At 56.1% G+C, this 13,001-nt stretch carries 13 protein-coding genes; 11 read left to right on the top strand and 2 right to left on the bottom strand.

From position 1 onward, the window contains the following. Positions 1 to 10 precede the first annotated feature (10 nt). Positions 11 to 919, top strand: coding sequence for a tRNA 2-thiocytidine(32) synthetase TtcA (gene ttcA, locus L972_RS02310; RefSeq protein WP_047435032.1), 909 nt, complete (start codon positions 11 to 13; stop codon positions 917 to 919). A 103-nt stretch (positions 920 to 1,022) separates the two neighbouring features. Here the strand turns inward: ttcA and L972_RS02305 are convergent, their stop codons facing one another. Both L972_RS02305 and L972_RS02300 read right to left on the bottom strand, forming a co-directional pair. Further along, complete coding sequence (locus tag L972_RS02305; RefSeq protein WP_047435028.1) at positions 1,023 to 1,709, bottom strand: DUF2987 domain-containing protein; 687 nt, start codon at positions 1,707 to 1,709, stop codon at positions 1,023 to 1,025. A 16-nt stretch (positions 1,710 to 1,725) separates the two neighbouring features. Further along, positions 1,726 to 2,463, bottom strand: a complete 738-nt coding sequence (locus L972_RS02300) for a hypothetical protein (RefSeq protein ID WP_005351939.1) — start codon at positions 2,461 to 2,463, stop codon at positions 1,726 to 1,728. 201 nt (positions 2,464 to 2,664) lie between these two features. On the opposite strand from L972_RS02300, the gene potA reads away from it, so the two are divergent. From potA to rbsC, 10 genes are all read left to right on the top strand, one after another. Next, entirely contained in the window at positions 2,665 to 3,768 is a 1,104-nt protein-coding gene (gene potA, locus L972_RS02295; protein WP_047435025.1) for a spermidine/putrescine ABC transporter ATP-binding protein PotA, read from the top strand. Next, on the top strand, positions 3,755 to 4,642 hold the full coding sequence (gene potB / locus L972_RS02290) for a spermidine/putrescine ABC transporter permease PotB (RefSeq protein WP_052200020.1): 888 nt from the start codon (positions 3,755 to 3,757) through the stop codon (positions 4,640 to 4,642). The genes potA and potB overlap by 14 nt, the downstream gene beginning before the upstream one ends. Then, entirely contained in the window at positions 4,639 to 5,409 is a 771-nt protein-coding gene (gene potC, locus L972_RS02285; RefSeq protein WP_005336644.1) for a spermidine/putrescine ABC transporter permease PotC, read from the top strand. The genes potB and potC overlap by 4 nt, the downstream gene beginning before the upstream one ends. 81 nt (positions 5,410 to 5,490) lie before the next feature. Further along, complete coding sequence (locus tag L972_RS02280; RefSeq protein ID WP_005345409.1) at positions 5,491 to 6,558, top strand: extracellular solute-binding protein; 1,068 nt, start codon at positions 5,491 to 5,493, stop codon at positions 6,556 to 6,558. A 540-nt stretch (positions 6,559 to 7,098) separates the two neighbouring features. After that, complete coding sequence (locus tag L972_RS02275; protein WP_197058081.1) at positions 7,099 to 7,641, top strand: SLATT domain-containing protein; 543 nt, start codon at positions 7,099 to 7,101, stop codon at positions 7,639 to 7,641. Next, the gene (locus tag L972_RS20475; protein ID WP_081990674.1) at positions 7,638 to 9,002 is read left to right on the top strand and encodes a reverse transcriptase domain-containing protein; all 1,365 of its coding nucleotides are present in this window, start codon (positions 7,638 to 7,640) and stop codon (positions 9,000 to 9,002) included. The genes L972_RS02275 and L972_RS20475 overlap by 4 nt, the downstream gene beginning before the upstream one ends. A gap of 180 nt (positions 9,003 to 9,182) precedes the next feature. Continuing rightward, positions 9,183 to 9,800, top strand: a complete 618-nt coding sequence (locus L972_RS02270) for a glutathione S-transferase family protein (protein ID WP_047435018.1) — start codon at positions 9,183 to 9,185, stop codon at positions 9,798 to 9,800. A gap of 233 nt (positions 9,801 to 10,033) precedes the next feature. Further along, positions 10,034 to 10,453 carry a D-ribose pyranase gene (gene rbsD, locus L972_RS02265; protein ID WP_047435016.1) on the top strand — a complete coding sequence of 140 codons (420 nt, stop codon included), beginning with the start codon at positions 10,034 to 10,036 and terminating at the stop codon, positions 10,451 to 10,453. A 36-nt stretch (positions 10,454 to 10,489) separates the two neighbouring features. Next, complete coding sequence (gene rbsA / locus L972_RS02260) at positions 10,490 to 12,019, top strand: ribose ABC transporter ATP-binding protein RbsA (RefSeq protein ID WP_047435013.1); 1,530 nt, start codon at positions 10,490 to 10,492, stop codon at positions 12,017 to 12,019. Continuing rightward, positions 12,016 to 12,984 (top strand): ribose ABC transporter permease, encoded by a 969-nt coding sequence (gene rbsC / locus L972_RS02255; RefSeq protein ID WP_005336670.1) that lies wholly within the window; start codon positions 12,016 to 12,018, stop codon positions 12,982 to 12,984. Before rbsA ends, rbsC begins: the two co-directional genes overlap by 4 nt. Positions 12,985 to 13,001 lie beyond the last annotated feature (17 nt).

The raw sequence follows: 13,001 nt of genomic DNA, 5'->3' as shown, positions 1-13,001 counted from the left end.
TTTTACGAGCATGCTAGAAGAGCTGAACGCCAAAGAAAAATACAGTTTTAACAAACTGCAGAAGCGCCTGCGGCGCAACGTGGGTCAGGCCATTGCCGACTTCAACATGATTGAAGAGGGCGACAAGGTCATGGTCTGCCTCTCCGGCGGCAAGGACAGCTTCGGTATGCTCGACATACTGATGAGCCTCAAAGCCAGCGCCCCCATCCATTTCGATCTGGTTGCCGTCAACCTGGATCAGAAGCAGCCCGGTTTCCCCGAGCATGTGCTGCCCGAGTACCTGGATTCCCTCGGCATCGAGTACAAGATTGTCGAAGAGGATACCTACTCCATCGTCAAAGAGAAGGTACCGGAAGGCAAAACCACCTGCTCCCTCTGCTCACGGCTGCGCCGCGGTATTCTCTACCGCACCGCCCAGGAGCTGGGTTGCACCAAGATTGCCCTTGGCCACCACCGCGACGACATCCTCGAGACCCTGTTCCTCAACATGTTCTACGGTGGCAAGCTCAAGTCCATGCCGCCCAAGCTGGTGAGCGACGATGGCAAGAACGTGGTGATCCGCCCGCTGGCCTACTGCAAAGAGAAGGATCTGATCCGCTACGCCGACGTCAAAGCCTTCCCCATCATTCCGTGCAACCTGTGCGGCTCGCAGGAGAACCTGCAGCGTCAGGCCATCAAGCAGATGATGCAGGATTGGGATCGCCGCTTCCCCGGTCGTATCGAAACCATGTTCACCGCCATTCAGGACGTGATCCCGAGCCACCTGCTCGACCACAAGCTGTTTGACTTCAAGAGCATCAACCGCGACTCCGGCATCATAGATGGCGGCGACAAGGCGTTTGATCCGCCCGAGATGCCAAAGGCGCCGCTGCTGGATATCGACGAGATTGACATGCTGGATGTGATTGAAGTGCGCTAAGCCGCGCTCACAGGGCAAACGCCACGCAATAAAAAAGGAGCGATCATCGCTCCTTTTTTGCTTTCTTGATCTGCCTGTTATCAACGTGACAGCACCACCAGCATCAGCCTTTGTGCAGCCAGGGGGTCAGTCGCAGCACGTCACCCTGCAGGCGCAGTTGCCCGGCAGCGAACGCGGCCAGTTGCTCATTGCTAAGCAACAGATGGCCTTCCTGCCAGGGCAGCGCTTCCTGACGGGCGCCATCAATCAGATAGGCGGTGCCGCTCTGCTGCACCAGGGTAATACGTATTCCTTCCATCTTCGGCAGGAAGTGCTTGCCGACCATGCCCGCCATCTTGTCGAGCAGCGACTGCATCTGCTGCTGACGGGCCGCCAGCTCGGCCAGCGGCAGCTCGGGTCCGTTCGGTGCATCGGCCATCACCTGTACCGTCATATCGCAAGTGGCGTGCTCTTCTTTCAGGCCGACGGTCACGATCCCCTTGTCGAGGTTGAGACCCTCATCAAAAGGCAGGCGCAGTTCGCTATCGACCGTTACCTCGCCCGCCACTTCCTTGCTGTCGGTTGCAACCCGGGCAAAGGTGAGGCCACAGCGCTGACCATTTTGCGGATCGGTCAGATAAAACCCCAGTCTGGCGTGACCAAACTCCCCTTTGGCAAAGGTCTTCATCTGGCTGTAGAAGGTGCTGTATTGCAGATCCAGCACCGGCTCAGCCAGCGCCAGCCCTGGCAGCAAGAGCGTGCCCAGCAGACTCTGGCGCACAGCCTTGGTCACTCCATATCGACGGGTCATTCAACGTCCTTTTGCATCATGCATTGAAATGGTTGGGGCCTTCTGTCACCTCGTTAACCTCTACCCCCACCCCGCAGAGATCCCGATAGAGGATCCCCTTGCAGTTGAAATAGAGCGGTGCCACCCAGATAAGCCCCAACCCCATGGGGATCAGAGCCAGGAAGAAGAGCGCGGTCATCACGCCGTGGAACAGCACAATGCTGGGCCAGCCGCGTGCAAAGAGCTTGAGAGAGACCAGAATGGCCTGGGGCGGCGTCAGGCCGCGCTCCAGCACCAGCGGGACGGTAAAGAGCAGCCCCATACCGATCAGGGCCGAGGGGATGAAAGAGAGTACGGCGGGCAAGCCCAGCAGATCGAATAGCGGGCCAAACAGGCTGGTGAGCAGACTGCCAAGCAGGCTCAGCATGCCGAGGCGTACAAAGTGGCGGAAGAAATCGAACACCTGGTTGGCGCGGGCGCGCACCCCGACCGACTGCTGCAACCCCAGCATATCGAGGGAGCTGGTCATGGGAGCCATCACCACCGTCATCAGCAGGCTCAGCACCATGGCCACATTCATCTGGCTGTCATCCCCCAGATAGGGCAACAGCAGCACATTGCTAAGCAGGATCCAGATCGCCGTCACCCCGACAATCGCCAGCAGCAGGCCAAATCCGGTACGGCGGGTCTGTTGCCATCCCTCCTGGATGACCCCTTTCAGATCAAGGCGGTAGCCCTGGTTCAGAGACTGCTCAAGGGAGCCGCCAATACGCATTTTATTACTCAATTGACTATCCAATATCGAAAACGACCAAATCAGGTGGCACATTATAGCGATTTGGTCTGCTATTCGTAGCCGTTTTTCCTGCACACTTGCGGCTAATTCGGGCCAAAAAGCCTTTAATTTCATGTGTCGGCTGCATAGAATGCGGGCCTCTTTCAACACGATGGCCACTGGCTGGGGTGAGACTGGCGGATGATGAACAATCCACAGGTAATTGTCGCGCTGAACAAGATCAGCAAAAAATACGATGGCAAGGTGATCCTGAGTGACCTTGACCTTGAAATCTATGACGGTGAATTTCTTACCCTGCTGGGCCCCTCCGGCTGTGGCAAGACCACCCTGCTGCGCCTGCTGGCCGGGCTAGAATCGGTCGACGGTGGCACCATCCATCTGGCCGGTGACGAGATCACCCATATCCCCGCCGAACACAGGCACATCAACACCGTGTTCCAGAGCTATGCGCTCTTCCCTCATATGACGGTGTTTGAAAACGTCGCCTTTGGCCTCGAGATGCAGAAAGTACCTGCCAGCGAGATCCGCCAGCGGGTCGAGGAGACCCTCGCCATGGTGCAGCTCACCGAGCTGGCCAACCGCCGCCCGGATCAGCTCTCCGGCGGCCAACAGCAACGGGTCGCCATCGCCCGCGCCGTGGTCAACAAGCCGCGCCTGCTGCTGCTCGATGAATCCCTCTCGGCGCTAGACTACAAGCTGCGCAAGCAGATGCAGAGCGAGCTCAAGGCGCTGCAACGTCGCCTTGGCATCACCTTTGTCTTCGTTACCCATGATCAGGAAGAGGCGCTCACCATGTCTGATCGCATCCTGGTGATGGAGGGGGGCAAGATCATCCAGCGCGGCACTCCGCGCGATATCTACGAATCGCCAACCAATCTGTTCGTGGCCCGCTTTATCGGCGAGATCAACGTGATGGATGGCAAACTGATCAGCCAGCGCGCACCCGGTATCTGGCAGGCCGAGGTAGAGGGGCGCGAATGCCTGCTCCATACCGCCTTGCCGTTCCAGCCAGACGACAAGGTGCTGGTGCTGCTGCGCCCGGAAGATCTGCGCATTCTCGATCAGGATGACGATCAGAGCGGCGCGCTGCGGGGCAATATCCGCGAGCGCAACTACAAGGGGGCGACGCTGGATTCGGTGATTGAACTCGAAAGTGGCAAACAGCTGCTTATCTCCGAGTTCTTCGACGAGGATGACCCCGACTTTGACTATCGCCTGGGTCAGGAGGTGGCGATCCACTGGGTCGACAGTTGGGAGGTGGTGCTGCCCTATGAGCCTCACTAATCTGCGGGTAGCGCACAGCTTTGCCCACAACGGCTTTCGCAACACAGCCATCGCGCTGATCCTGGGCTGGCTGACGCTGTTTGTCTTCCTGCCCAACCTGATGATCATCGGCGTCAGCTTCCTGACCCGTGACGAGTCCGAGCTTATCGCGCCGCTCTTTACCCTGAGCAACTATGGCCGCCTGCTGGACCCCCTCTATTTCGAGGTGCTGCTCCACTCCCTCTGGCTGGCGCTGCTCGCCACCGCCATCTGCTTGCTGGTGGGCTACCCCTTTGCCTGGCTGCTGGCTCATCTGCCAGCGCGTATCCGCCCGCTGCTGCTGTTTCTGGTGGTGGTGCCGTTCTGGACCAACTCCCTGATCCGCACCTATGCGCTGAAAGTGCTGCTCGGCACCCGGGGGCTGATCAATGGCTGGCTGCTGGATCTGGGGCTTATCGAACGGCCGCTGCAGATGATGTATACCGAGGTGGCCGTCATCATCGGGCTGGTCTATGTGCTGCTCCCCTTTATGGTGCTGCCGCTCTACTCCAGCATCGAGAAGCTGGATGGCCGTTTGCTGGAGGCGGCGCGAGATCTCGGCGCCAACGGCTGGCAGCGGCTGGTGCGGATCATTCTGCCCCTCACCCTGCCCGGCATCATCGCCGGTTGTCTGCTGGTGTTCCTGCCCGCCATGGGGATGTTCTATGTCTCCGACTTGCTGGGGGGCGCCAAGCACCTGCTGATCGGCAACCTGATCAAGACCCAGTTCCTCAACAGCCGTGACTGGCCCTTTGGCGCCGCCATCAGCGTGATGCTGACGGTGCTGATGGCGCTGTTGGTCTACTGCTACTGGCGGGCGGGCAAACTGCTCAGCAAGAAGGGGGAGCTGGCATGATGCGCGCATTGAAAGCTCTGTTTCTGCTGCTGGTATTTGGCTATCTCTATGTACCCATCGGGGTGCTGATCGCCAACTCCTTCAACCTGTCGAAATATGGCATCGACTGGCGCGGCTTTACCCTGGGCTGGTATGAGAAGCTGTTTGCCAGCGCCAGCCTGATGCAGGCGGCCCAGCACTCCCTGACCATCGCCGCCCTCACCGCCACCGCGGCCACCCTGATCGGCACCCTCACCGCCGTGGCGCTGTTTCGCTACCGCTTTCGCGGCAAGCAGTACGTGAGCGGCATGCTGTTTGTGGTGATGATGTCCCCCGATATCGTGATGGCCATTTCGCTCCTGACCCTGTTTGTGGTCACCGGCATTGCGCTGGGCTTCTGGTCGCTGCTGATCGCCCACATCACCTTCTGCCTGCCGTTCGTGGTGATCACCGTCTACTCGCGGCTGTGTGGCTTCGATGTGCGGATGCTGGAGGCTGCGCGGGATCTGGGGGCTGGCGAGTGGATCATCCTGCGCCGCATCATACTGCCGCTGGCCCTGCCGGCGGTGATGGCGGGCTGGCTGCTCTCCTTTACCCTGTCGCTGGACGATGTGGTGGTGAGCTCCTTTGTCACCGGCCCGGCCTACGAGATCCTGCCGCTCAAGATCTACTCCATGGTCAAGGTGGGGGTATCCCCCGAGGTCAACGCCCTGGCCACCCTGATGCTGGTCGCCTCCCTCGGGATGGTGCTGCTGGCGCAACTGTTACTGCGTAAACGGCAGGGTTGACCCTGCTCGTTTCGTCCCCGCCATCTTTGGCGAACTCTGTCACGGTGGGCCGCAAGGCCCCATAACCCCAAGGAGTTGTTGATGACAATCCAACACAAGGCCGGCGCCCTGCTGGCAGCCGCCCTCACCCTCACCACCCCGCTGCTGAGCCAGAGCGCTCACGCGGCCGACGACAAGGTGGTCTACTTCTACAACTGGTCGGAATATGTGCCGGACGGCCTGCTGGAGCAGTTCCAGCAAGAGACCGGCATCAAGGTGATCTACTCCACCTACGAATCCAACGAGACCCTCTACGCCAAGCTGAAAACCCATGGCGATGGCTATGACGTGGTGGTGCCCAGCACCTATTTCATCTCGAAAATGGCCAAAGAGGGGATGCTGCAGCCGCTGGATCGCGCCCAGCTGCCCAACTTCAAGCACCTCGACCCTACCCTGCTCAACCACGAGTACGACCCGGACAACCGCTACTCCATCCCCTATATCTGGGGCGCAACCGGGATCGGCACCAACACCGATATCATCGAACAGCCGGTCACCAGTTGGAAACAGCTCTGGGCACCTGAGTGGAAAGAGAGCCTGCTGCTGATGGACGATGCCCGCGAGGTGTTCCATATCGCGCTGGTGCAGCTGGGCTACAGCCCCAACACCCAGGACAAGGCGCAAATTGCCGAAGCGTTCGAATACCTGAAAAAGCTGATGCCCAACGTCAAGGCGTTCAACTCCGACAACCCGGCCGATCCCTTTATCGCCGGTGAGGTCAATATCGGTATGCTGTGGAACGGCTCGGCCTACGGCGCCCAGCGCGAATACCCCTCCATCCAGATGACCTACCCCGAAGAAGGCGCCGTGCTCTGGATGGACAACCTCGCCATCCCGGCCAAGGCCAAGCATGTGAAAGAGGCCCACGCCCTGATCAACTTCCTGATGCGCCCAGATGTGGCCGCCAAGGTGGCCGAGGCGATTGGCTACCCCACTCCGGTCAAGGATGCCATTCCCCTGCTCACCCCGGCGTTTCGCAACAACCCCATGGTCTTCCCGAGCGACGAGATCAAGCGCAAGGGCGAGTTCCAGTCCGATGTAGGGGATGCCTCCCGCCTTTACGAGCAATACTTCCTGCAGTTGAAAGCCATGGTGGCCAAGGCCGGTTAAATCGGCCCTGACGGGCGTAATGGATAAAGGGGGCAATATTTGTCCCCTTCTCTTTTTCACAACCTGCACGGTTTCTCAACGCAATAGTCTTTAACACCGAGAGGTACGGGGAACCTCGATTCACGGCAACCAATATGAGTTGCCTCATTTGTGGGGGAGATAAGCACAATAGATGCGTTGATGGGGAATGACTGTGCAGTATTATCGAAACCGCGAACATCCGATTGCGCTTCGCTAATCGAATCTGCGGTTCTGAGGTGCTTCTACTGAACTGACAAGTCAATGATATCAGCCGTAGTTTTTTATAGAGTGATTAGTCAATTGTGACACGGACAACTTTAACTATTATTGATGACATTGTAAGATGCTTCTTGGAAAGGGCAGGTTTTTCCTCTCATATGAATGAGGGTGGTTCTAATAAATAACAGTTTCGACTGTTCGGGTTTAAGCATGCTTCGCTTACTCTCGCAGATCCCCTTTGGGGATGTTCAATGTTACTCAAATCCCCCTGCCCTTTCTTCCCTTAAAATGGAGAAGAGTTTGCGCGATAACATTTGGTTTACTTATAAAGCAAGAATTCAAGCTAACAAACGCTTAAGCTGGTTGGATTTTCACTCTCAGCTACTATTGATGTGGTATGCCATTCTCAGTGCAACATTAGGTGTGCTTACCATCAGACATAGTATGATTCTTGGTTCAAACACCGATATCTTGGCCACTATTCTTGCGATTGCGCTACTTGGTGTATCCCTGACTGTTACTAATCGGGATTTTCGTGTCAGAGCCATGCTCATGCGCACGAATTATCTACAATTGCAGAAGCTATACTTAGATATACCTACAAATTCCGTCCCCACCAAAGACCAAATTAATAAATACTACGAGCTCTTAGCTGAGTCAGAAAACCACCAAGAAATAGATGACAAGATAGCTCGCGTCTTTATCAAGGGGCTAACAAGTAGACACCCTACAAAAATAGAAGTGTTCCATGTATATGGGTGGCTAACTCTTCGCATATTAATTACAATAACTCTTTACATTCTACCACTCATCATAGCCGTCTACACTTGGAGGTCTGTATGAGTGCAGCTATCAGCTTCAAAAAATATTTTTCTAAGAATAGTTTACGTAAAATATACACGGATAAAATAAAGAACTCCGGAGCAATAGGGTTAGACCGTACCAGACCCGCCAATCTTAATAATCAACTAGATGAAGAACTTGAGCATATTGTTCAGAAAACAAAACAAGGAACGTATCATTTTACGGCATACAAGGAAAAGCTTATTTTAAAAGGCGCTGATTCCAACCCACGGAAAATATCGATACCCACAGCAAGAGATAGAATTGTTCTGCGGGCATTATGCGAATGTCTTTCTGATATATTTCCAACAGCTAAGCTAAGCCTTCCACAAAGGGTCATTGATTCATTAAAAGTTGCTCTAACCTCTGACACCTATCAAGAATATGCCAAAATTGATTTGAAGAACTTCTATCCGTCCATTCCTCATGAATTAATCATTTCAGCCATAAAAGGTAAAATAAGAAAAAATGAGATTAGACATTTAATTATCGAAGCAGTAAAAACTCCAACCGTGCCTGAATCTAAAGGAGGTAAAGGCGCAACCAGGTCTACAGTAGGAGTTCCTCAAGGTTTGGCTGTATCGAATCTTTTAGCTGAGATATCTCTCCAAAAAATCGATTCAGTTTTCGAGTCTCGAAAAGGTGTTTGGTATAAAAGATATGTAGACGACATCCTTATTTTAACGCCAAAAGGACAAGCCAATACTATTGCAACAGAATTAATCTCGGCATTAAAATCACTAAAACTCAATCCACACGAGTTTGGCTTAGATTCGAAATCCAAAGTTGCTAGTCTCACTGAACCATTTAGTTTCCTAGGATATCAAGTAGAGAATGGTGATATTATGGTTCGCCGTGAAAGCGTCCTCAGATTTGAGTCATCTATTGCAAAAATTTTCACTGCGTACAAACATAAATTAGCTATATCTAGAAGCGACATTGATAAACAGCGAGCTCTTGCCTACTGTAAGTGGAAACTAAATCTTAGGATTACGGGATGTATTTTTGATGGAAAGCGCCTTGGATGGGCAGCATACTTTTCGCAAGTTACTACAACATCGCAACTTCGCGCCATCAATCATACAATTAAAAAACTCACTGAACGCTTCTGTCCCAATGGCGAGATTCAACCAAAATCTCTAATTAAGACATTTTATGAGCTACAGCGCGGAACAACCGACAGACACCATTACATTCCTAATTTCGACTGCCTTGATGTCAGTCAAAAACGAGATATTCTTGCACTTTGGCTTGGCAATGATGCGAAGAAACTAACCGACTCTGAGGTAGAGCGACGTTTTTCCATAAAAGTAGCTAAAGCTGTCCGTGAGTTAGAGGAAGATATTGCTCATACATCCTAACTTCACCTAAAACCAGATGATCAGAGCCGATTAATTCTGCACTTTTTCATCGTCCCTTAGGGGTGTAGATTGGTCGGGGGGCAAACGTTGCCCCCTCTCTTTTTTCATGACCCCCCGTGGTGTTACGCGAAACAATCTTTCGCCGATATCGCGGGTGGCCTGAGCCAATCAGGAGTATTCATGTCCGATCTGACCCTTTATTTCGCTCCCGGCACCTGTGCCATGGCCGTGCAGATTGCCCTGCTGGAAGCGAATGCCCCGTTCCAACCCCGTCTCGTCAACCTCGCCGCAGGGGAGCAACGTGACCCTGCGTATCTTGCCATCAACCCCAAAGGGCGGGTGCCTGCCCTTGTCACCGAGCAGGGCATCCTGACCGAGACCCCGGCCCTGCTGCTCTATGTGGCGCAGCGCTTCCCCGATGCCAAGCTGGCGCCGCTGGACAACCCGTTCCTGCTGGCCCGCATGCAGGAGGTCAACAGCTTCCTCGCCTCCACTGTGCATGTCTCCCACGCCCACGGTCGCCGTGGCAGCCGCTGGGCCGATGACGAGCAGGCCATTGCCGCCATGCAACAGAAAGTCGCCAGCAATATGCGCAATGGCTTTGCCCAGATTGAGCAGCACTATCTGGCAGGCCCCTGGGTGCTGGGTGAGCAGTTCAGTGTGGCGGATATCTATCTGTTCGTGGTCGCGGGCTGGCTGAAAAGCGATGGGGTCGAGATCAGTGAATTCCCCAAGGTTGCCGATCATTATCAGCGCATGCTGAGCCGTCCGGCGGTCGCCAAGGCACTGGCCAACTAACCATAAAATCTATAGCTCGATAAATAACAAGGGTGTCAGGGCTCTGCTGACACCCTTTCAGCCTCCTCCCCTGCACTTCTTCTCCCGCCTTTGAGATCGTTTTCACATTTCCGTGGTTTTGCCGTGGCCCTTCCCCGGTAAAAAGCCTATCTTTGCGCCATGACGCAACCGGTTGCGTAACCGGTTGCCTAGCGGTTCACAGATTGACGGGCCAAGGCCTGATGAGGTGCTGTATGAAACGAGGCGCACTGCTCAATGCTCCCCTGAGTGCTCTGGTAGCACAGATGGGCCACACCGACGAGATCACCGTCTGCGATGCAGGCTTGCCCATTCCGGCAGGGCCGGAGCGGATCGATCTGGCGCTAATGGCGGGGACGCCCAGCCTTGCAACCGTACTGACCGCCCTGCTCACCGATCTGGTGGTGGAGAAGGTGATCATGGCAAGCGAGATCAAGCAGATCAGCCCCGCCGCCCATCAGGCACTGGTCGATCAGCTTGAGGCCCACGCAGCCGCCCAGGGCAAACCCATCGCCATCGAATACTGCCTGCACGAGGAGTTCAAAACCCGCTCCCGCCAGAGCAAGGCGATCGTGCGCAGCGGCGAGGTGACTCCCTACGCCAACCTGATCCTCTGCGCCGGTGTGGCGTTCTGACATTCTTCAAAGAAGGCCTCTTCAAGGAAGCTGCAAATGAGCACAACCTCCCCCCTCTCACCCATTCTGGAGCTGACCGGGATCGTCAAGACCTTCCCCGGTGTACGCGCCCTCGACGAAGCGGGTCTGCGGGTCTATCCGGGCCAGGTGATGGCCCTGCTCGGTGAAAATGGCGCCGGCAAATCCACCCTGATGAAGGTGCTGACCGGCATCTATCAGGCCGATGCGGGCAGTGTCAGCTACCGCGGTCAGTCGGTCCACTTCAAGGGGCCGCGCGATTCTCAGGATCAGGGGATCAGCATCATCCACCAGGAGCTGAACCTGCTGCCGGAGTTGTCGATTGCCGCCAACATATTCCTCGGGCGCGAACCGCGCACCCGTTTTGGCAGCATCGACCACAAACAGCTGCGCGAGCGGGCAAGCGGCCTGCTGGCACGACTTGGCGTCAAACATGGGCCGGATACCCGACTCGGGGATCTCTCCATCGGCGAACAGCAGATGGTGGAGATCGCCAAGGCGCTGTCGTTCGATGCCAGCGTCATCATCATGGATGAACCCACCGATGCGTTGACCGACACCGAAACCGAACAGCTGTTCAAGGTTATCCGCGAGCTGCGTGAGCAGGGTTGCGGCATCGTCTATATCTCCCACCGCCTCAAAGAGATCTTCGAGATCTGCGATCGGGTCACTGTGCTGCGCGATGGCAAGTGGATTGGCGAGAAGGCGGTGAGCGATCTGGATGAAGACAAGATCATCGAGATGATGGTGGGCCGCCGACTGGAAGAGCAGTACCCGCGTCTTGAGCGCGAGCTTGGCCCCGTCAGCCTGCAGGTGAAAGATCTGGCCGGTCCCGGCGTGCGCGGGGTGAGTTTCTCCCTGCGTCAGGGGGAAATTCTGGGCTTTAGCGGCCTGATGGGCTCCGGCCGTACCGAGCTGATGAAACTGATCTACGGCGCCAACCCCATCAGCACCGGTGAAGTGGCGGTGGACGGTCATGCTCTGGTGCCCAAAAGCCCGGCCGACGGGTTGGCCGCAGGCATCGCCTATATCTCTGAAGATCGTAAGGGCGATGGGCTGGTATTGGAGCTGTCAGTGCGCGAAAACATGAGTCTGTGCGCCCTCGACGAGTTCATCAGCAACGGCAAGATTGACGGCAAGGCCGAGCGGCAGGCGGTGAGCGACTATGTGCGCCTGTTCAACATCAAGACTCCGAGTCAGGATCAGCTGATAAAGCTGCTTTCCGGCGGCAACCAGCAGAAGGTGGCCATCGCCAAGGGGCTGCTGACCCGGCCCAAGGTGCTGATCCTCGACGAGCCGACCCGCGGCGTCGACGTGGGGGCGAAAAAGGAAATTTATCAGCTGATCAACCAGTTCAAGAAGGAGGGGATGAGCATCATTCTGGTCTCCTCCGAGATGCCGGAAGTGCTCGGCATGAGTGATCGCATCATGGTGATGCACGAAGGGCGCATCAGCGCAGAGTTCAACACCCGCGATGCCAATCAGGAGAAGCTGATGGCGGCGGCAGTCGGTAAACAGTGGCAAGCAGAGCAAGAGGCATCCCAATGACAACCCAAACCCTTTCCCGCCGTGGCGTTATGAGCAAGGCGTGGTGGATCGAGAACAAATCCCTGGTCGCGCTGCTGGTCCTGATCGGTGTGGTCTCCTTTCTGAGCCCCAACTTCTTCACCGCCGACAACCTCCTCAACATCCTGCGCCAAACCTCGGTCAACGCCATCATGGCGGTCGGTATGACGCTGGTTATCCTTACCGCCGGTATCGATCTGTCGGTCGGTTCTGTGCTCGCCCTGTGCGGTGCGCTGGCTGCCACCATGGTCGCCATGGAGTTGCCAATCTGGCTGGTGGTGCCCCTCACTCTGGGTGCCGGTGCCCTGCTGGGCGGCGTCAGCGGTCTCATCATTGCCAAGGGCAAGGTACAGGCATTTATCGCCACCCTGGTCACCATGACCGCTCTGCGCGGCATCACCATGGTCTATACCGAGGGGCGTCCCATCTCCACCGGTTTCAGTGACGGCGCCGATCATTTCGCCTGGCTCGGTACCGGTTACCTGTTCGGTCTGCCGGTGCCCATCTGGCTGATGGCTATCGTCTTCCTGCTCGCATGGTTCATGCTCAACCACACCCGTCTCGGTCGCTACATCTACGCGCTGGGTGGCAATGAATCGGCTACCCGCCTCTCTGGTATCAATGTGGATCGGGTGAAGCTGGCGGTGTATGGTCTGTGCGGCGCGCTCTCGGCGCTGGCAGGGCTTATCGTTACCTCTCGCCTCTCCTCTGCCCAGCCGACAGCGGGCATGGGTTACGAGCTGGATGCCATCGCCGCCGTGGTGCTGGGTGGTACCAGCCTGATGGGCGGCAAGGGCCGCATCATGGGGACCCTGATCGGTGCCTTGATCATCGGCTTCCTGAATAACGCCCTCAACCTGCTCGACGTATCCTCCTATTACCAGATGATCGCCAAGGCCAGCGTGATCTTGCTTGCCGTGATGATCGATAACAAAAGCAATCGTTGATAAGACAAGCCACACAC

Source organism: Aeromonas sp. ZOR0001, from assembly GCF_000801015.1.
Classification (GTDB): domain Bacteria; phylum Pseudomonadota; class Gammaproteobacteria; order Enterobacterales; family Aeromonadaceae; genus Aeromonas; species Aeromonas veronii.
Note: the sequence above shows the minus strand (reverse complement) of the source record. Positions and strands in the feature narration are given on the sequence as shown.